The organism is Lewinellaceae bacterium (assembly GCA_020636135.1).
Taxonomy (GTDB): domain Bacteria; phylum Bacteroidota; class Bacteroidia; order Chitinophagales; family Saprospiraceae; genus JAGQXC01.
In genome coordinates this window covers 1,021,869-1,044,568 of the sequence record JACJYK010000001.1, presented here as the reverse complement: position 1 = coordinate 1,044,568, position 22,700 = coordinate 1,021,869, and the positions used below count along the sequence as shown (strand labels likewise).

The window sequence follows — 22,700 nt, the reverse complement described above, 5'->3', positions numbered from 1 at the left end:
ATGGGTTGTATAAATCCTTTGATGCATTATCGTAAGGTCACCATCCGTCTGAACTTCAACAGAATGAACAGGAATTACCGGAAACCAATGGCTACCGGCAGATTTAGGAGAATGACCCATCATTTTATGACCTGATTTTAATTTCATCCAGCTGATCATTCCTGCGTTAACGTATCTACCGGATTAGCCCTGGCCGCTCTGATGGTCTGAACGCCAATGGTTGCTATTCCCAGTATAATCATCATAAAAGCACTACCTCCCAAAATCAGGAAGCCGATGGAAATGTGGTAAACAAACACATTCAGAAATTTACTTACCAACATATAACTCAGGGGTAAGGCAATGATCAGGGCAAGACCTAACAAGACCATAAATTGTCGTGACAATTGAATGGTCAATTGCGTGATGGATGCCCCTAGTACCTTGCGGATGCCAATTTCCCTGATCTTATTGTTCACACTAAAGGTTACCATTCCCAATAATCCCATGCATGCCAGGACCAGGGCAAGCAGGGTGAAGAAACTCATCAAGCCGCCAACAAAAGTTACGCTTTGATACGCCCGCCGGATGTTTTCTTCCATATAAGTCCCGTCAAAGGTATGTACGCGATCTACCTTCTTCCAGATGCTTTGCAAAGCCTGCATGGCGATCACCGGATCACCCGGCGCCATGCGCAGATATAAGGTGCCAAATTTGGTATCCTTCAGTTGTAGAGCAAACGGATCGATCCCGCTTTCCAGATTCCGGTAATGGAAATCTTCTACGATACCCCGGACCACCGCCGTTGTCGTATCGTCCAGCCACACCGTCTTGCCAACCGCCTCTGCAGGTGTGCCCCAATGAAAGGCAGTCACGGCTGTCTGGTTGAAGATGAGAAACGTTTGATCTCCTCCTGTATAATTCGACGGAAAATCCTGACCAGCTACCAGTTTGAGCCCCATGACATTGTTAAAATCGGCATCCACCAACGTACTATGTACTTCCTGATATTCGCCACCTGGTTCGAGCTTTACCGGCATGCCCTGCAAATTACTGCTCGCCAGAAACAAGGAACTTTGTGTGATGCCCACGACATGCGGATCCTGCCTGAATTCATTCTTGAGAATCGCCGGATCGTTACCTTGTAGGGATACCGTAACCAGATTTTCCCTCTGGAAGCCATAATCCGTTATCAACATGTACTTCATCTGCATCCAGATGGTCGTCACAAAAACCAGGAATATCAGCGAAAGTGCAAATTGTCCCGCCAGCATCACCGATTTCCACCGGAATGGTGACCTTCCTAAAATACGCGTGCTATGTTTTAAGGCCGACAGGGATTCCATTTTTGCCATACGATTGGCAGGGAGCCAGCCTGCGATCAGGCCTACCAGGAGGCCAAACACAATAAATATTGCCCAATCAAATCCATCAATTTGTAAACCTGCAGCGTCAATGGAAACCGGAAAATACCTGACCACAAAATGATTCAGGGGTATACTCAACTGAGAAGCAATAGCCAGCGCTATTAAAGCCGTTAGGACCGATTCTGTTAGTATCAATTTACGCACGTCCGCTTTCTTCGCACCCACCGTCTTACGAATCCCGATCTCTTTCACCCTGGACAGTGCCCTGGCCGTCGTTAAATTGGCATAATTCAAAGCCGGAAACAACGTCAGCAGGAGTACAAAAAATCCAATGCCATACATAAAAAACCAGGGAGCTCCATCCGTTGTATCATTGGCCAATTGTTCCGGCGCAGGCGTAATATGAGCCAGACGCTGTGGATAAAAGACCACATTCCTATCTTCCAAATCCGTCTGAGAACGGGTCACGGCTATCTGATCCAAGGCCAGCTTCAGATCCTTCTCCGTGGTTGCCGGCTTGACCAATACATAGACATAACTCATGTAACGGTTAGCCCAGTTGTCCAGGATCTTTTCTCCGGCTTCAGACGTTGGTAAAGCCTGGTCCAGCGAGGCCAATGTAGCCGCAGATGCCAGGACATCAAACCGCAAATGACTTTTTCCTGGCGGTGGTGCAACGACACCGGTGACCTGATAAGTACCTTTCCCACCCAGCTCCAGGGTTTGGCCCACCGGATCTCTACCTTCAAACATGCGCTCAGCAAATTCGTGTGATAAAACGATGGTATTGGGTTGTGAAAGTGCGTTTGCCGGATTGCCGGCCTCCAGTTCAAAGCCAAAAATTTGGAAGAAGGAGGGCTCGGTGAAGTACCCACTGACCTGTAATGTTTTATTATCCGCTGTGGTAGCATCGGCAGCATAAATGCTCCTTACCAGCCGAACGGTGTTCTCAACCTGACTGTAATTCTCTGCAATGGCATCGCCAAGCGGGTAGGCCACTGAGGCCAGTTTCATCCCTTCCTTATTCTGACAGATGATGCGGTACACCCGGTCCCGGTTTGGCTGGAAACGATCGTAACCCAATTGATCTTTCAGGATAAGGATAGCCGTCAGACAAGACGCCATGCCCAGGGCTAATCCGGTAATGTTCAGCAATGAAAAAAACCGGTGTTTGAACAGATTCCTGAATGCTATTTTCAGATAATTGGTCAACATATTTTATTCCGTTTGAGATGCATTACTAAGTTTAAAAAGTCCTGTTATTCATTGTGCAGTGATTTTACCGGATTGGCTAAAGCAGCCCTTATTCCCTGGTAGCCCACGGTAATCAGGGTAAGGAGTCCTGCAAACCCACCTGCCAGCACAAACACCCACCAGGGTAAATTGGTATGATAAACGTAACCACTCAACCATTTTTTCAACACCACGGCAGTTACGGGTATGGCGATGGCGCAGGCGATGAAAACCAACACAAAAAATTCCCGGGATAAGCTCATCCATATGCTGCTGATCGACGCGCCCAAAACCTTCCGGATACCCACCTCCTTGTTTCTGCGTTCAGCCATATACATGGCCAGGCCAAATAAACCCAAGCAGGATATGAAAATGGCCAGCATACCAAAGATCCCAACCAGTTTACCCGTCAGTTCCTCCTCCCCAAATTTCCGGGCGTATTGCTCATCTGCAAATTGGTAAGCAAATGGATAAGCCGGATTATGCTTTTGAAAGATACGTTCAATGGTACCCAGTGCCTCATGCACATTCACTTTCGGATCAAGACGAAACATAATGGCGTCGCCCCAGTCGTAATTCATGCGGTACATGGTGGGTTCTACCGGCTCAAAGGGTGATGTCATAACGACATCATCGACAACTCCAACGATGGTCCGTGGCGCTCCGAAAACCCGGACCGTCTGACCTACAGGGTTCAGTAGTCCCATCCGTTTGATCGCCGAAGCATTAAAGATGATGGATGCTGTATCCGCAATGCTGCCGTGGCGGTAAGCACGTCCTTCCTGTATCCTGATTCCGGTCGTTTCAAAATAATCGTCACCGATATCTACATTGGCGAATACCGCCCGGTCACCTGCCTGCTTCCCTGGCCAGTCTATGTCAGCAAAATGCTGGAAAACCGCTGTGATCGGACTACCAGACCTGGTGATAGCCTGTACCTCCCCCGAGGAGATCAATTCAGTTTTTAATACCGTATAATTCCGGGAAAGGTCCGGGGTCGTATTGACCATGACCAGCAGATTAGGGTTGTAACCCGAAGGCCTGGCCATAGAGTATCGCACCTGTAAAAACACCGCCATGGTGCCGATGATCAAGGCTATAGACAATGCGAACTGAGTGATCACCAGAAATTTTCGCGCCAGCGATCCCCGGTAACGTTCTCCGGAATATCCCAGTCCTTTAATGATCGTCCGTGGTGAAAAAGCTGACAAGATCAGCGAAGGATAACTGCCGGCTAATAGTCCGGTGATCGCCACCAGACAGGTGGCAAGGATCCAGAATGACATCGACGAATAAGGTATCGACAAATGCTTTCCGGTCAAATGATTAAAGCCTGGCATAAACACCTCAGCCAGGAGGATGCAGATAACAAATGCCAGTACGGCCATCAGGACCGATTCCGTCAGGAACTGGGAGATCAGTTGGCTGCGGTTGGATCCGATCACTTTACGAACACCTACTTCGCGTGCACGACGCTCGGTCCGCGCCGTCGATAGGTTCATAAAATTGATGCAGGCAATAAAGAGAACCAATGCTCCGATCAATGCAAACAGGCGAACGTATTTGATAAATCCGCCTACCGCAACTCCGTTCTCAAATTCACTGTAAAGGCGCCATTTATCCATGCCATGGAGTGTCACCTCTGCATTTACCTCATCCCCCGACAAATGTTCTTTAACAAGATTCCGGATCTTGGGTATCACCTGATCGGCAGTAATTCCGGGTTGTAATTCCACATAACCCTGAAAAGCAAAATTTTGCCAATTGTCCCGTGAGTCTTTAACCCATGGTGCGGAAAATTCGTAATAGCTGAACGGTACCAGAAACTCAAAGTCAAAGCTTGAATTTTGCGGTGGATCCTGCAGGACACCAGTCACCATAAGGTCCTCCCGGTTATCTATCCGTACCATTTTGCCCATCGGATCTTCATCGCCGAATAATGCTTCTGCCATCCGCTGGGTCAGTACGATGGAATACGTTTCTTTCAGAGCTGTACCAATTTCGCCCTTTATCAACGGGAAAGTGAACATCCTGAGAAAATCATCACTTACCTGCAAACCATGCCTGGAAAACCGGTGATCGCCGACCATTAACCCATGTTCCCAACCCCAGTCCTGTACTGCTGCATATTTCACTTCCGGAACAGAAGAGCGCAGTACATCGATCAATGGTAGCGGAACTGCTGAAAAGGTATTGATGCTTCCGTCACCCATGTGATCATTGAGCATGATCTGATAAAGTTGTTCGTGATGCTCATTAAACTTGTCGTAGGAAATTTCATCCCATACCCACAATCCAATGAGCAATGAAACACACATACCGACACTTAGTCCAACAATATTGATCGTGCTGGTGGATACATCCTTCCGCAACGAGCGCAGAGCAATTTTTAAATGATTCCTGAGCATAGAAACAAGGATTTTATTTTATTTCTATTTATTTAACTCCATTTTCCGCATCCCACCATCCGCGGTCTTTGCGGATGTAAATAATCTGTCCGATGTGATACGCGTTGTGCGTTCCGATATGGGCGATGGTTGAAGCCCACTGATTAATTTTTTCGTCATTTGCAGCTTGTACGGCATATTCCCATTTGCTCAACACCTCATCCAGCCTCTGGACTGTCGTTTCCCATCCGGTCTGATTAAATTGGGTAAATGTCTCCTGGTTGTCTCCTTCGAATGCCGGCAATTTTTTACCCTCAAATTGCTCGAGCATTCGTTCATTCCAGAAAATGAGGTGGGTGGCAAGCTGGCCAATGGAATGATTCCCCTGACCGTCATCCCAGTTGGCCTGTTCAGCCGTTAATCCTGCCACTGCCAGATTTGCCGGCACAAACCAGTCTTTGTCAGCATGGGTTGTCTTTAATTGTTCTATAAGCACCTGTTTAAGGGTCATGGGTTTCTGGGCTGCAGCTTTTCCAGTTGCGCCTGTGATACCTAATCCCAGGGCCAGAATGAATATCGATTTCAGCTTCATGTGTTTGGCTTTTGATTTATTCATTTCGCAGGCTTTTTATCGGGTTCGCCGTTGCTGCTTTCAGGCTATGGAACCCGATCGTAGCAAATGCAATAAAAGAAGTCAATATGCCGGTTAAAACAAATGCCCACCAGGGGATGCCAATCCGGTAAGCAAAATCCTGTAACCATCGCTCCATCAGCACATAAGCCAAAGGCATGGCAATAAGCAGGGCTATCCATACCAGCCTGACAAAATCCAGCGAGATCATCCCCACCAGGCGGCTTACCGGCGCTCCCAGCACTTTCCGGATACCTATTTCCCTGGTGCGCTGTTCGATCATAAAAAGGACCAATCCAAACAATCCCATGCAAGCGATAAAAATGCCCAGAAAGGTGAAATAGCCGGACAACTTGCGCGTCAACAATTCATTCTGGTACATGGACATGTATTCCTCATCCGCAAACTGGTGGGCAAACGGGAAAGCAGGATTTATTTTTTTCACCAGTGTTTCCAGGTCTCTTATTACCTGATCCATAGCCTGCGGTTCAACCCGGATCATTGCGTAGCCACCCTGTCTTTTACGTGCCTTGCGCATGACGAGAGGCTCGATCGGCTGATGCAGGGAACTGAAATTAAAGTCCTTAATGACGCCGACAATTGTTCCCCTGGTGTCCCAAAATGTCAACGGCTTACCAATGGGTTCTTCATACCCGATTTGTTTTAATGCCGTTTCATTGATAATAAATCCGGCTGTGTCCCGGAAAGCAGCACTGAAACCTCGCCCCATCACCATCTCTGACTTCATGGTTTCTAAAAAATCATCATCGACGGCTACTTCTGAAAAGCGTGGTTTGGTATTGGGCGTTTTACCTTCCCAATCGACATCCCCGGTTGTATTTTCTATGGAAAATGGCCTTTGCGAAATCCGGCTTACGTGTTCGATGCCCGGGATTTTTAATGCTTCATCTTTAAACGTCTGAAATTGATTTTGCAAATCACCCCTCAGGCGGATATAGAGCAAATTATTTTTCTCATACCCTACATTTTTGGTATAGATGTAATGTACCTGATCGGTGATGACCAGTGAGGAGATCATAAATACCACACATAAAACAAACTGAAAAATGACCAGTCCCTTGCGTACCAGCACCCCTGACAAACCGGGTTTAAGTTCATTCTTTAAAATGGAAACGGGACTGAATGCCGAAAGCATAAAGGCCGGATAACTGCCGGCTAAAAGTCCGGTCAATACACTCAGTGCACCAATTGCCAACCAAAATATCGGGTGACCCAACGGAAGCGTAAGTTGCTTGGATACGACCTGATTAAAAAAAGGAAGAATTAATTGCACAACCATCAGAGCCAGTATCGTAGCAAAGAAAGAAAAAAGAATGGCTTCCGAAATAAACTGCCGGATCAGGACCATCCGCTCTGCTCCCATTACTTTTTTAACCCCAATTTCTTTACTCCTTTTTAAGGAGTATGCCGTGCTTAAATTCATGAAATTGACACAGGCGATCATTAAAATAAAAAGGGCCACCAGAATAAATAAGCGGACATATTCGATGCGGCCTCCGGCTACGTATCCATTTTTAAAATTCGAATGCAGGTACCTTTCTCCATAAGGTTGCAATCCCAGTTCCAGGTGGTCATTGTCGGCATAATCTTTATCGTATTGCTTGATGAATGCCTTTAATTTTCCAATTAAATTCCCTGCATCGGTATTTTCTTTCAGCAGCACAAACGTATATGGTCCGCTGTTGTGCCAGTTATCCATCCAAGGATTGAATTTTTTAAATAACTCCCAGCTTAATAAAAAATCAAATTGTTCGGAGCTGTTGGATGGGACGTCCTGCACCACCGCAGCGACATTCATATCCCATTTATTATCTACTTTAATGACCTGCCCTATTGCCTCATTGGCACTCCCGAAAAATACAACGGCCATATTTTCAGTGATGACCATATTGTCTGGAGATTTCAGGGCATTTTCTACCGAGCCTGCAAGAGCTGGGTAGGTGAACATGCTGAAATAATCAGGGCCGGCATAATTTCCTCTCCTCAACATGTTCCGCTCACCTACCGACACGGTCATATATTGAGTCCAGGACATATTGCAGGCCATTTCGATCTCCGGAAATTTTCGGGGTAGTTCCTCTCCAAGTAATCCGGGTGTATCGTAGCTCCCAAACATTTCGCCTTCCATGACCTCTTTGCTGGTAACCACATACAATCGATCCAATTTTTCATGAAACCGATCGTAGCCCAGCTCATCAGCCACCCATAAAAAAATCAAGAGACTGCACATGATCCCGAGGGCAAGCCCGGACAGGTTAATCAGGGTGAAAACCCGCTGCCTGAATAAATTTCTAAAAAGGATCTTTAACTGGAAGAAATGCATTTTCTATTAAATTATTTACCCGGTCCAATTCAGGTGTTAATCATTCATTTCTCAGGCTGTCTACCGGATTTGCGACAGCCGCGCGTACGCCATGAAAGCTGATGGTCAGAAAAGCAATAGCCAAGGCAAAGGCACCAATGCTTACAAAAATCCACCAGGGCATGATAATGTGGTAAGCAAACCTCTGTAGCCAGTTGTGCATCAGAAACCAGCTAACCGGACTGGCTATAATTACCGCAACAGCGACCAGCCGGAGGAAGTCCTTCGACAACAATTCAACAATGCTTAGCTCACTGGCACCCAGCACTTTGCGGATGCCAATTTCTTTCGTACGGTTAACCACTGCCAGTGCCACCAGTCCCAATAAACCCAGACATGCCAGGAAGATGGCTATGCCTCCAGCCCATCCGATGATCTTGCCCAACCGCGATTCCGATTGATAGAATCGATTGAGGTCTTCATCCAGAAAACTGTAGTTGAAGGGTAAATCGGGTTCGATTTGCTTCCAGTTTTTGTTTAGGGCTGTCAATGCAGACGCCGGATCTCCCGGTCGCAGGCGGATAAAAAACTGGTAAGGATGTGCGTCACCTGGCTGGTAGGGCAGAAACAGCTGGGGCTCTACCTTTTCCCGAAACGAGCGAAAGTGAAAGTCCCGTACGACACCCTGTACCAGAGGGGGTGCATTTGTGTCGTTGTAGCCATCAATCGTTTTTCCTACAGCTTCGTCCGCCGTCCAGCCGAAATTATGGGCAAATGCCTCATTGATAATCACCCGGTTCTGCCCCATGCCCGGTTGAAAATTGGAACCAGCCACCACATCCATTCCGAGTGCCGCAACAAAATTGGTATCAACAATATACTGGTAGGTCTCTTTTTGTTCATCGTGGTATTCCCAGCCCATGAGGGCATATCCCTCGTCCTGGCCAAAGCTCATCTCAGCGCTTGAGATGGAGAGTACATCCGGGTTTTGCATCGCCAGTTGACGGAACTTGGGGTAAATCTCTGCTGCATTTGTCTCCCTGGCCTTGACCACCAGGACATTTTCCTTCTGGAATCCCGGATTTTGGGTTTGCATGTAATGCACTTGTTGCAGGATAATGGCCGTAGAAATGGCTAACCCGACACTAAGCACAAACTGGGTCGTGACCAGGCCTTTTGAGAAGAAATTTAATCCGCCCAACCGAAGTTTGCTTTTCAATACGGCAACCGGGCGGAACCCGGACAAAACCGCCGAAGGATATGCCCCGGCCAGTAAACCGACGAGTAAAATCAACCCGATGATCAACCAGCCTATCTCCGGATACAACTGAAGCGAGAACTGCAGGCTACGGTCTGCAAGGGTGTTGAACCACGGTAAAGCCAACTGAGCCAGCGTCAATCCCAGGCCTGCAGAAAAAATACTCATGAGCAGTGCTTCTGCTAAAAACTGCCGAACCAATTGGTTGCGGTTGCTCCCCAGTACTTTCCGAACCCCTACTTCCTGCGCCCGGCCTGCGGATCGCCCAATCGAGAGTGTGGTAAAGTTAATGCAGGCAATAAGCAGAACACCGGCGGCAATCGACAACAGCATCCAGATAAACTCAGGGTCCATCTCGGCGGCATTCAGCCATTGTGCTTTGCCCATATGCATCTCATCCATTGGCATCAGACGGTACGTGGAGGGAGCCCCTACTCCTGTCCAGAGTCCTTCTTTTCTCAGAAATGCTTCTTCTTCCGGGAAATGCCTGTTGTAGAAATCTTGCAGCTTGGCTACTCCCGGCCCATCCAGGCCAGCGAGATCACTATTCGCATGGAGCATCACGAACGCTTCGCCATTGGACCAGTTCCATTCATCTTTGGCAGACTTTCCATTATCAGTCATCAGATAGCGGGAAAATGGGCTGAGTATCTCAAATTGAAGTGAAGAATTGGATGGAATATCTTTGACCACGCCGCCAACGGTATAGGTTTCAAACCGATCCTCCAATTTAATCTGAAGTTGCTCTCCGATAACATGCCGGTCTCCGAATAAACGATCCGCAGTTTTTTCGGTCAGAACGATCTTATACGGATCATCCAATGCCGAGCTGATCTCTCCCTCAATGAGTGGAAAGGAGAAGACCGAAAGAAATGAAGTGTCGACCAGAGTTACTCCTGCCTGGCTCAGTTGGCCATGAGCGCGTACAAAACTTTTTTTCCACGAAGGCTTATAACGTACTGCTTTTTCTACTCCCGGGAGTTCGGACTCCATCGCCGGCCCCAATGGCATGGGCAAAAAAGTGCCCGACCCAACCTCTGTCTGATTACCTACAGGCTGCCTCCACACGACCACCTGGTATATGCGGTCCTTATTTTGGTGAAACCGGTTAAAACTGAATTCATTGATCGCATACAAAAGGAATAAACTGAAGCAGCCTATTCCGACGCTGAGGCCGACCAGATTGATAAAACTCAGGCCTTTCTGCCGCCAGATGGTTCGGATTGCAACTTTGAGATGATTGTAAAACATTGGTTACTGTTTTTTAAATAGGTGCCAGGTAATTCATTATTCGTTATGCAATGATTTAGTGGGGTTAGCCAGTGCCGCCCGGATACTGTTAAAGCTGATCGTGAAGAAAGCTACTGATATAGCGATGATACCGGCTAAAACGAATGCCCACCAGGGCACAGGGATCCGGTAAGCAAAATCTTCGAGCCAGCGGTGCATCATGATCCAGGCGATCGGTGTAGCGATGATCAGTGCCAGGATCACCAGCTTCAGGAATTCGCCGGACAGCAGGACCACGATCCCCTGCACCGAAGCTCCCAGAACCTTGCGAATGCCTATTTCTCGCGTCCGCTGCTGTACCGTAAAGGTTGCCAGGCCAAGGAGACCCATGCAAGCAATGAAAATAGCCAGGAAGGCAAAGAGATTGGTGATATTTCCGATGCGAATTTCCGATTCGTACAACGCATTGAAGCGTTCATCCAGGAAGGAGAAAACAAAAGGTTGTGAAGGAGCCATCCTCTCCCATAGGTTCTGCAGATCATGGATAAAATGATCGAGATCCGCGGTATTCAACCGGATGCTCATGAAACTCCTGCTGACACCCCGGAAAAGAGCCAGAGGCTCAATTTGATTGTGTAAACTGGCAAAATTAAAATCACGGACTACACCTACAATGGTATGAATATCCAGTTGCTGCCCATCCTGAATAAAGTTAACCTCCTGCCCTATCACGTCATTTTGTGGATAGCCGTATTTGCGAGCCATGGTTTCATTGATGATCACCGCGCTGCTATCCGTACTGATCGAATGCGAAAAGTCTCTGCCCGCAACGATCTCCATTCCCATCGTTTTTAAATAGTCAAAATCGACCCACCAGTTGTTGGATAGCGTGGTGTGCTCCTGATCGATCACCCTGCCGCGGATGGTGCTTCCGGCATTATCGGAAGTGTTGACCGGTAAGTTGCCACTTACACTGACTGAACTGACATCGTGTAATTGCAGGAGCTGCTCCTTGAGAGCACGAAGATTATCCCCAGCCAGGTAGGGATCTTGCAATACCAGAACCTGCTCCTTGTTAAAGCCTAATTTCTTGTTCTGAATAAAATGTAGTTGCTTGCTCACCACCAGTGCACCCACCAGTAGAACAGTCGTTGTGACAAACTGAAATACCACCAGAGCACTCCGAATAGACCCCGTCCAATTCCAGCCTGAAGTGTTACCGGTCTGGGTCGAGTTACTCTTCAGCACCTTAACCGGTTGGAACCTGGACAACAGAAAGGCCGGATAACTTCCGGATATCAGGCCTACAAGCAACGTAAAGAGTATGCCCCCTGCCAACAAAGCCGGATTCCATAAAACATGATTCGACAACTGTTTACCAGAAAGCTGATTAAAATAAGGCAACAGGAATGGAGCAGCAATCAGTGTTACTATGAGCGCAAACAGGCTCATCAAACTGCTCTCGAATAAAAATTGCCAGGCGAGCTCACCACGTCTGGCTCCCAGCGTCTTTCTTACTCCAACTTCTTTAGCACGTACCGTAGAACGGGCGCTGGACAGATTCATGAAGTTGATGCAGGCAAGGCCCAGAATAAATAATCCGATTATTCCAAAAATGGTTATGTATTTACCGTCACTGTTCGGGCTAAGCTCATCTTCCAGATGACTGTACAAATGAATGTCTGTTACTGGAAATATTACGGCATTTGCATAATTGCCTGCAGCCGTAAAATCTTCCCACGAGGTACCCAAATAGTCTTTGATCACCTTAGCCAGGTGTTCATCAAGGATCTGGGTAGCTTTCCGTGAAACTTCTCCGGGGTCGGCTCCTTTTCGCAACAGGAAATAATTGTAATAATTTGTGCTTCCCCAATCGTTGTCCCATTCCAGGTTAAGGCCGGACATGGACCTGAAGAAATCAAAATGAAAATGCATATTCTTAGGCAGGTCCGTGATAACAGCTGTGACCTGCAGTTCAACATCACCAATCCTGAGATGCTGACCGACCGCATCCTGATCACCGAAATATTTCCTGGCTGCCTGCTGGGTTAATACCACCGAAGTAGGCGACTGGAGTGCTGTGAGCGGATCACCTTCCAGGAGTTTGAACGGGAAGACCCGGAAAAACGTACTGTCAGCATAAACGACTTCCTCATTGAACGATTGATTTTCCAAATGCACGACATGGTTTCCCCACTTTCTCAGACGGCAAAAAGTTTCAATTTCCGGTATCCTTTGCATGAACTCCGGACCCGCCGGTTTTGGCGAAGCTGCTGTATGAGCGAGCTGATCCCCCAGCTTTGCCATGAAGTTGAACCGGTAAACACGGTCAGCATTGGGCAAAGAGCGATCAAAACTCAATTCATAGTTTACATAAAGAAAAATGAACAGAAAGCTGGTCAGGCCCAATGCCAGTCCGACCGTATTGATCAACGTATAAAAACGTTGATTGCGCCAATTACGCCAGGCGATCTTAAGATAAGTTCGTAACATAGTCAGTCAGGTTTTTACTTACTCATTTCTTAATGATTTAACCGGATTGGCCAGTGCGGCTTTGATGCTTTGAAAACTGATGGTTAGTGAGGCCACCAGTGCTGCCACAACGATGGCAATAAGAAATGCCCACCAAGGGATCTGAATGCGATAGGCGAAGTCTTCGAGCCAGCGGTGCATCAGGTACCAGGCCAGCGGGCTGGCGATCACCAGCGCCAACAGGACCAGCTTTAGGAAGTCTTTGTTCAGCATAGTGACAATGGAAGCTGTACTTGCCCCCAGCACTTTGCGTATACCGATCTCTTTGACTTTTTGCTGAACCACAAATGCAGTCAGGCCCAATAATCCCAGGCAAGCCACCAGGATTGCCAGCAAGGCAAAGGCGATGAACATTTTACCCTGGCGCTGTTCGGCCTGGTACAATTCACCAAATTGCTGATCCACAAATTGATAATTAAACGGAAACATCGGTAAGAATTGCTTCCATGTTTTCTCCAGGTGGACGATTCCCTCTGAAAGGTTTTGTCCGGCCATCTTGATTGATAACCAGTTGTAGTTGGTACTGTCAGAAGGCTTGATCATAATCATAGCCTGGATGTCCTGATGCAGGCTTTCAAAGTTAAAGTCATGAAGAACCCCGGTGATATAGGTATCCCTGCCGGCATATTTAATGCGTTTACCTATTGCCTCTGCAGGCGAGCTAAAACCGAGGTCTTTGATGGCTGTCTCATTGAGTATGATATTACCCGTTTTATCAAAATCACGGAAATTATCTCCAGCTGTCAGCCTAATGTCGTACGTCGGCACAAATGCTTCATCGATCAACAACGTCTTCAGATCAGCAGCCGGCTTTTCCAGCGAATCACCCGATAGCTGTACCTCAGCAGAACCATAACTGTCCAAAAGCCTGCCGGAAGGTATCCTGGAGCTCCTGGCTACATCGCGGATAGACGGATTTGCCAATAACTCATGCTTAAAGCTCTCAAACTGGGGAGCCAGGTTGCGATAAAAATTAATGGTGATCACCTGGTCCTGATCCAGTCCCAGGTCCTTGTTCTGCATATAGCTCAACTGACGGAACACCACGATCGTGGCTATGATCAAAGTTCCGGAGATAGCAAACTGCATAACGACCAGGACTTTGCGCAACGCTCCTGATCCACCGCCGGTTCCACGGGACTGATCGCCTTTCAGCATACCAAGCGGACGCATGGCCGACAAAAAGACCGCCGGATAAATTCCCGCCAGAAGGCCCGTAATTACAGCCACCGCGACGATCAACCCCACCACACCAAACAGTGGCAGCTTGCTGAATTGCAGATGGATATTTAGTAACTGGTTGACCACCGGGAAAGCCAGCCAGCAAAGTCCCACGGCAATGACAGCGGCAACCAGGGTGAGCACAACAGATTCTCCTAAGAACTGCTGCATGATCTCTGTCCGGCGGGCTCCAACCACCTTACGAACGCCAATCTCCTTGGCGCGTATTGCTGACCGGGCTGTGGAAAGATTCATGTAATTGAAGCAGGCAATGAGCAGGATCAGCAAAGCGATGACCGCAAAGATATAGATGCGTTTGATGTCGCCATTTTCTTCTATCTCCGAATCCAGATGGGAATGCAAATGAATATCCGTGAGCGGCATCAGATGCAGCTTGGTACGATCGCTGGGTTTACTTTGATTGCCATAAACACCCGTCATATACTTGTCTACAAATGAAGGGAATTGCGCTTCAAGCTGTTGAGATGGATAATTCCTGGGCAAAAGGATGAACGTTGAAAAGGAGTTGTTTCCCCAATTGGTACGCAATCCTTCTTCGCCATAAATGGTTGAGTCCCGTAAGGTGTTGAAGGCGGCGAGAATATCCGGGTGAAAATGGGACTCCGGAGGAAAGTCCTTAAACACGCCGGATACCTGAAAATTATACTGGCCCATCCCGACCATCGTCTTGTCCAACGGATCCTCGTTACCGAAAAATTTCTTAGCCATGGACTCACTCAAGAGAAGCGTAAATGCATTATCCAGCGCACTGGCGGTATCTCCTTCGATCAGGTCAACATCAAAGATTTGAAAAAAGGAAGGCTCGGCGATAAAGACCTTTTCAACATCAAAAATGTTGTCATCCTTGCGGAACGTAAGGTTCGTTTCCAACATACGGACGATCTGCTCAATATCCGGGTAGTCGCTTTTCAACAGAGGGGCAAACGGGGGTGCCAGGTGCCCCAGATGAAGCTGACGCGAACCATCTCGGTTGATAAATTCCCGGCTGATCCTGTAAATACGATCGGCATTGTGATTGTACCGGTCGTAGCTGTATTCATTATAGATGTAGCTACCAATAAGCAGACAACTGGCCAGGCCAAATGATAAGCCGATTAAATGAATAACCGTGATACCTTTTTGTTGGACGAGGCTGCGAAAGGCCAGTTTCAAATTATGCTTGATCATAATCGAATTATTTAGTTGGACTATTCACTCCGTAATGATTTGATCGGACTGTTCATTGCCGCTTTTATGCTTTGAAAACTCACCGTGAGAAATGCAATCAGCACAGCTGCACCACCCGCCAGGAGAAAAACCCACCAGTGAATGGGAATCCGGTAGGCAAAACCCTGTAACCATTGATGCATCACATACCAGGCTATCGGGCTGGCCAGCACAATTGCAATCAATACCAGCCTGAGGAAGTCTTTGGACAACAATCCGACAATGGTTTCATCGGACGCTCCCAGGACCTTGCGAATGCCTATTTCTTTGGCCCGTTTTTCAATCGTGTAGGCTGCCAGAGCAAATAATCCGAGGCATGCAATGAAGATGGCGATGAGACAAAAGACGCCGAAGACTTTGCGCATGGTCATTTCACTGGTGTACAGTTTTGACCAGTCGTCATCCAGGAAGGTATACGAAAATGGTACTTCAGGCACCATTTTATTCCACATCTTCCGGATGGTTTCTACTGTAGCCGGAATATTCCCACCCGCCAGACGAACGGTTATTACACCATCCACGCCAGGGCGGAAACTGCGGGTATCATGAATTAAGAACAGAGGTGTTACCTGATGATGAAACGATTGAAAATGAAAATCTTCAATGACACCAATAATGGTGTACACCGATGGAGTTCCTTCCACCGGGTTAAGAAAGTTATCGCTGGAGGTCATCGTCTTTCCTATCGGATCTTTGAGGCCCATTTCCCGGATAGCAGCCTCATTGACCACTACATTCAGTGAGTCGGTAAATTGTTCCGAAAAACTTCTTCCCTGCAGGATCTTCATATCCATGCATTCCACATATCCATCGTCGATGATCAGGCCAGAGCCTGTGGTAGTTTCGTCCGCTCCCATGGGTTTAAAGGACATGCCAAAATAATTATCACCCGGCTGGTTATTACAACCACTGACGGCGACTACGCCGGACAGCTGTCGCAACTCTTTTTTGAAAGTCTCCTCTTGCTGGAATTCCAGGTTGAATCCGCCGCCGATATTCAACAGGTTTTCCTTATCAAACCCCAGATCCTGATTCTGACTGAATTTCAACTGATTATAGATAAGGATGGTCGCAATGATCAGAAATACAGAGATGCTGAATTGCAATACAACCAGTGCGTTGCGCAGGATAACCCGCTGAACACCGGTCGATATGTGAGCGCGGAATGCATCGATGGGCTTAAAGGAGGACAGGTACGTGGCCGGATAGGTACCGGAAATAAGTCCGGTGATCAGCGATGCCCCAAACAGCATTCCCAGGAACGACCAACTCATCAGGTTTTGATACGTGAAGGTCTTTCCCGTGAGGGTGTTCAATCCGGGGAGTGCTAAAAAATTTATGCCGAGTGCCAAAACTCCGGCAATTAACGATACCAGTATTGCCTCTGTAAAAAACTGGCCGGCTAAGGCGCCCCGTGATGAACCCATCGTCTTGCGGATACCGACTTCCCGGGCGCGGCTGGCTGATTTTGCCGTTGTCAGGTTCATAAAATTAATGACAGCGATGAGCAGGATCAACAGGGCGATCAGAATGAAAAACTGAACTCTTTTCAGAGATCCCGGTGCTTTGATTTCTGACTCCAGATTGGATTTTAGGTGTATATCCGGCAGTTTCTGCAGAAAATAGCGGTAGCCATTCCCCTGTTGCTGGTAGGTAGGATAATCCACGCCAAAGTTTTGCAGGATCTGACCAGAGGCATATTTCACGACTATGTCCGGCAACTTGGATTCTACGGCGACCGGATCGGCACCCGGTTTCAGCAAAAGGTAAGTATAAGCCGAAAAACCTACGAAATTTGGTTGTTGAATAAAAGCGCCCAGGTCCGCCGATGCAATCAGAAAATCAAAAGACAAATGGGTATTCTCCGGAAGATCGGCACATACACCGGTCACTTTAAAATCATTATCGTTATTGGCTACGTCCAGGATCTGCCCCATTGGATCTGCATCCCCGAAATATTTTTTGGCTATGTGCTGGGTGATGATGACACTGCGGGGCTGGGATAAGGCTTTTTTGGCATCGCCTTCCAGTAAGGGTACAGAAAACAGGTCAAAGAAATTACTGTCCGCCCACATGAAGTTATCCTCAACATACAGATTGCCATCCTTCTTGATGGTCGTTTGATTCCCGTTAAAATAAAATAACCGGCAAGTCTCTTCCACCTCAGGAATGTCCTGCGCTACGACTTGACTGAAACCATTGGGGATGATGGCATAAAAACGTGAACGGCCGGGGTATTTTCGTTCCAGCGCCATGCGGTATATGCGATCTCCCTTTTCATGCCAATTGTCATAGCCCAGCTCTCCCCGGACATACAGCATAATGAATGAAAAACTGGCCAGGCCAACAGCTAAACCCAGAATGTTGATGGCCGAATATCCACTGTTTCGCTTAAGGCTGCGAAAACCGGATTTGATCAGATTTAAGAGTATCGCTTTCATGATATTCTGTTGATTTTCTTAACCTATTCGTTTCGTAATGAGTGGACGGGACTTTTTCTGGCTGCATGGAAGGATTGCCAGGACACAGCAACCAACGCCAAAAACAGCGCTCCCAACCCTGCCCCTATCATGACCAGGATGGAAGGACTGATCCTGAAAGCAAAATTGGTCAGCCAGTTTTGCATCAGGTACCAGGCGACCGGAATGGCGATACCGGTAGCCAGAAGAATGATCAGTGTCAATGGTTTATTCAGCAAGACCAATATTTCACCAGTGGATGCCCCAAGTACTTTGCGCACCCCAATTTCCTTCATGCGCTGTGCCGTGGTCAAAGTGGCTATCCCAAACAATCCCAGACAGGCGATAAACAAGGCCAGCAGGGTCGCCAGGGTAACGATTTGACCCAGGCGCCGCTCCGTACGGTATTGCCGGTCAATCGAATCATCCATAAAGGAATACTGGAATGCCTGATCCGGAACCAGGTCTTTCCATATCTTTTCTATCCTGGACATGGTCGAAGCGATCTGGCCTGCACCTAACTTAAAGGTCAGCTTTGGGTTCGGAAAATCATCAAAACTGACGTCCGTAGCAGCCATGAACATCCCACGAATATTCGTGGTCATAACCAGGGGATGGATCTGCTCATGCAGACTTTCGAAATTAAAATCCTTCGCCACGCCGGTCACCCTGAACTGGTCAAACGGCTGAGGCAGAGGCTGTCCCAGCGCCACATTAAATTCTTTGGCGAATGCTTCATTGACAATTACTGAATTGGCATCGGTGGCATCCGCCCCGGTAAAGTTGTGGCCTTCCACCAGGGAGATTTGCATCAGGGGTAAGAAGTGCGGATCGATCGCCGTCGTGGTAAATTGCCGGAACTGCCGTGATTGAGCATCGGTATACCCCAGTTTCACCCAGCCGGGGGTGCCCAGTGCATTGGTAGAGACACCTATGTCCTGAACCCCGCTTTCTGATCCGAGCTCCGTAAGGATGCGTTGCCGGAGTGCCTTACCAGACTCAAACATGTCCGCAATGAAACTTTTTTCTTCCAGGTAGGGAATAACAACCAATTGATCATGGTTATATCCGAGATCTTTATTTTGCAGGAAGTGCAATTGCTGGGACATGGTCCAGGTACAGATGATCAATAAAATGGAAATGGTAAACTGGGCCCCCACCAACCCTCTTAAAGTCCCAAATTTTTGCTGTTTACCGGTATTATTATTCCCCTGTAAGGCCTGAATGGGCTTAAACCCGGATACGATCATAGCGGGATAAATACCGGCCAGTAAACCGGTCAATAAAGCCAGTGCTCCCAGGAATAAAATCATGTTACCATTGAGGGAAAGGTTAAGATGTTTGTCTGACAGTTCATTGAAATACGGGAGTAAAACTCTTGCGACAATAAAACCGGCAATAACGGCTATCGTGGCGGTCAATACCGATTCAACCCAATATTGGCCGATCAACTGACCACGGGTGGCACCAGTGGTCTTGCGGATGCCTACCTCCTTGGCCCGGGTCATGGATCTTCCCACAGCAAGGGTGGTGAAGTTTATTCCGGCAAGAAGGAGGATAAGCAGTCCAATCGCCCCGAGGATGTAAGGGTAGCGAGGATTGCTTACCGGCACAAACCCGACCGGAAAAGCATCATCCAGATGAATATCAGTCAAAGGTTGCAAACCGACTTCGTATTCCCCCGGATCGTAAATTTTCGCCACCTGGGCATCCATCAACGGTTGTATCTTTTTTTCAACGGCAAGGCGGTCCGCACCCGGTTTCAGAAGTACATAAGTTTCTACATTGACATTAGTCCAGCTCACCTGACCATTCTCCGACAACCGGTTTTTGAAAGTTGCCAGTGGAACCAATGATGTAAATTGAAGGCTTGAATTGACGGGCGGGTCAGCCATCACACCCGTTACCCTGAAATCCGACCAGTCATCCATATACACCTTGAGCGTCTTTCCGATAGGCCTGGGTTCACCGAAATACCTCTGTGCCATCGATTCGGTCAGTACAATGGAATTAGGCTCGCTTAAGACCCGGTCAGGGTCTCCCTGCAGAAGCTCAAATCCAAACATCCGGAGAAAAGATGGCTCAACGGCATGAACATCTTCCTGGCCGACCTGGGTCTCTTCCTTGAACTGAACCGGAAAGGTCATGTAGCGCGTGACCGACTCGACCTCAGGAATATTATTTTCCAGCACCGGGCCCAATACGTAAGGAGTAATCGTATTAAAAAAAACATTACCGTCAGCATGCTCTTTGACCCAGGCACGTGAAATGCGATCTGCATTGGGATGAAATTGATCGAAGGTCAGTTCGTCCCTGACATGGGCAAGTAAAAGAATGACCACGGCAGTCCCGATGGTGAGGCCCAAAAGGTTGATTGAAGAATACAACCTTTGACTGGTCAGGTTCCGCCATGCAACCAAAAAATAATTACGGATCATAAGAATTGATTATCTGATTGAAAATGTTCATTCATCTTTTAGTGCTTTAACCGGACTGGCACGGGCGGCAGCCACTGTCTGATAGCTTACCACCGCTACCGTAAGTATCATGGCCCCAATTGCTGCGATAGCAAAAATCCACCACGACAAACTAGCCCGGTAGGTGTAATGGTTCAGCCAGCCACCCATAACCAGGTACGATACCGGTATCGCAATCAGCACAGAAATCATAACCAGTTTGACCAGATTCCAGGACAACATATTCCATACCCCGATCACGCTTGCACCCAGCACCCGGCGGATCCCAATTTCTTTTGTGCGTTGCTCCGCCACAAAAGCAGAAAGGCCAAAAAGCCCTAGGCAGGATATCAGTATGGCCAGTGCTGCAAAAAATCCGGCCAGCGTCCCCACCCTTTCCTCCTGTCCGAATTTGTAAGCGTAAGCTTCATTCACAAACTGGTAATCAAATGGTTGTTCCGGATTAAAGGATTTGAACACCTTTTCAACCTGAGCCAGGGCATCACGAACACCTATCCCGTCACCAAGCCGGATGAGGGCGTAATTGCCGGGATAACTGGTCAGGGAATAGATCACCGGTCGGACTTCTTCATAAGGTGAACCGGTGATGGTGTTTTCAATCACACCAATAATCTGCATCTTATTATCCCACCAGGTGACTGGTTTGCCTACCGGGTCGTCCAGGCCCATGAATTCAACCGCAGCCTGGTTTAAAATAATTGCGCTGGAATCCGTGGTGTAATCCCGGGAGAAATCCCTGCCCAGGAGTATATTCCATTTAATGGTTTTACCGTAATCGTGGGAGACGTTGACATTTCCAAAGTCAATGGACAAATTGGGATCCTTACCCGGCCAGCTGAAACCACTGGTACTGCTCCAGACTCCGGTGGCGGGGCTGCCGGACTCCGCCATTTCTTTGACCGCCCCGCTCTTAACCAGGGCATCGCGTATAGCCGGAAGGTGATCGTGAATTGCCGAATTATTTACCGGCGCCATGATCAGCCCATCGCGGTCATAACCCACGGGGCGCGATTTGGCGTGCTGGATCTGCCGGTAAACCACAATAGTACCTATGATAAAGCTGATCGAAACGGCAAACTGCAAAACCACCAGCACCTGCCGGGGTACAGCTGCCATGCGACCAGCCTTGAAAGTCCCTTTAATGGCTTTAAGGGGATTGATGGCGGCAAGATAAAAGGATGGGTAACTTCCGGCGATTAGTCCGGTCAGCGCCAGGAACGCTGTGCTTGCCAGCCAGAACAATGGGTTTCCCCACGGGATGTGTAAGTCCTTCTGTGCCACGCGATTGAAAAAAGGCAAGGCCACCTGGGCCAGGACCAGCGTGACGAAAAAGGCGATTAAGACCGTAAAAAACGATTCGGCAAAAAACTGTAAAATAAGTTGCCCGTGTTTTGATCCAATTGTTTTACGCACACCGACTTCCTTTGCCCGGGATTCACTGCGCGCCGTACTCAGATTCATAAAATTGATACACGCCAGTAACAACACACAAATACCGATAACGGCAAAAAGGATCACATACTGAATGGCTCCTCCGGTATTGATTCCGTCGTTAAACTCACTGTAAAGGTGCCAGCGATCCATGGGTTGAAGGAAGAGCTCCGGTTTCTTTTGTGCCAGCTGAGGACTGATCTTTTTTAGCTTGGCATCTTTTATCTGCGCCGATATCTCTGCAAAACTTGCCTGGCCGTTTATTTCAACGAAAAGATTCACAAAATTGGGGCGCCAGGGGTCGGTGTTACTCCGAACCCAATCGAGATTGGAATAGAAAAACTGCCAGGGGATAATAAAATCCAGCCCACGGAAACTGCTGTTCTCCGGAAAGTCCCGGTAAATACCGGTCACTTTCACCTCCGGTAATTCATCAATGCGAACGACCTGTCCCATGGGGTCTTTACCGTCAAAAAAAGTAGCGGCTGTCGACTCCGAAAGCAGGACCGATGTAGGATCTGTTAACCCTTGATGGCTTCCCCGGATCATATCCAGTGAGAACAGCTCCGGACCTTCCTGCTCCATAAAACATCCGGAAACACTCATCGTTTCTGCACCAATCGTTACCATATGGTCATCCGGCTGGGTGCTCATGACCACATGTGAAAAATCCGATCCGTAATTGCTCCGCAATTCTTCAGCAAGTGGATAGGGCACGTTAGTCCAGGTCTGTATTTCTCCGTTATTGGTTACGTTTTGATAGACCTGCGCGATCCGGTTGTGATTGGGAAATTGACGGTTAAAGGTGTATTCATCGTAGACCCACATGGCAATCAGCAAGGCCACCGCCATTCCAATGGAAAGTCCGGTGATATGAATTATTGTCAGCCGTTTATTTTTTAATAAACTGCGCCAGGCGGATTTCAGATAAATCAGGAACATTGG

The 22,700-nt window shown here is 47.9% G+C and carries 10 protein-coding genes; all 10 read right to left on the bottom strand.

Features of this window, described 5'->3' with window-relative positions; all coding sequences use genetic code 11:
• Positions 1-155: 155 nt before the first annotated feature.
• From H6570_03795 to H6570_03750, 10 genes are read right to left on the bottom strand one after another with little or no spacing between them, the layout of a single operon-like run.
• Complete coding sequence (locus H6570_03795) at positions 156-2,561, bottom strand: ABC transporter permease (GenBank protein MCB9318379.1); 2,406 nt, start codon at positions 2,559-2,561, stop codon at positions 156-158.
• A gap of 44 nt (positions 2,562-2,605) precedes the next feature.
• Positions 2,606-4,987, bottom strand: coding sequence for an ABC transporter permease (locus tag H6570_03790; GenBank protein ID MCB9318378.1), 2,382 nt, complete (start codon positions 4,985-4,987; stop codon positions 2,606-2,608).
• 28 nt (positions 4,988-5,015) lie between these two features.
• Positions 5,016-5,558: a DinB family protein gene (locus H6570_03785; protein ID MCB9318377.1), complete on the bottom strand. Its 543-nt coding sequence runs from the start codon at positions 5,556-5,558 to the stop codon at positions 5,016-5,018.
• Between the two features lie 16 nt (positions 5,559-5,574).
• Positions 5,575-7,941 (bottom strand): ABC transporter permease, encoded by a 2,367-nt coding sequence (locus H6570_03780; protein MCB9318376.1) that lies wholly within the window; start codon positions 7,939-7,941, stop codon positions 5,575-5,577.
• 40 nt (positions 7,942-7,981) lie between these two features.
• Positions 7,982-10,429, bottom strand: a complete 2,448-nt coding sequence (locus H6570_03775) for an ABC transporter permease (GenBank protein MCB9318375.1) — start codon at positions 10,427-10,429, stop codon at positions 7,982-7,984.
• Positions 10,430-10,465: 36 nt separating this feature from the next.
• Positions 10,466-12,901, bottom strand: coding sequence for an ABC transporter permease (locus H6570_03770; GenBank protein ID MCB9318374.1), 2,436 nt, complete (start codon positions 12,899-12,901; stop codon positions 10,466-10,468).
• Between the two features lie 18 nt (positions 12,902-12,919).
• The gene (locus tag H6570_03765) at positions 12,920-15,349 is read right to left on the bottom strand and encodes an ABC transporter permease (protein MCB9318373.1); all 2,430 of its coding nucleotides are present in this window, start codon (positions 15,347-15,349) and stop codon (positions 12,920-12,922) included.
• A 20-nt stretch (positions 15,350-15,369) separates the two neighbouring features.
• Positions 15,370-17,829 (bottom strand): ABC transporter permease, encoded by a 2,460-nt coding sequence (locus H6570_03760; GenBank protein ID MCB9318372.1) that lies wholly within the window; start codon positions 17,827-17,829, stop codon positions 15,370-15,372.
• Positions 17,830-17,852: 23 nt separating this feature from the next.
• A complete protein-coding gene (locus H6570_03755; GenBank protein ID MCB9318371.1) occupies positions 17,853-20,285 on the bottom strand; it encodes an ABC transporter permease in 2,433 nt (810 codons plus the stop codon).
• Positions 20,286-20,312: 27 nt separating this feature from the next.
• On the bottom strand, positions 20,313-22,697 hold the full coding sequence (locus H6570_03750; GenBank protein MCB9318370.1) for an ABC transporter permease: 2,385 nt from the start codon (positions 22,695-22,697) through the stop codon (positions 20,313-20,315).
• Positions 22,698-22,700 lie beyond the last annotated feature (3 nt).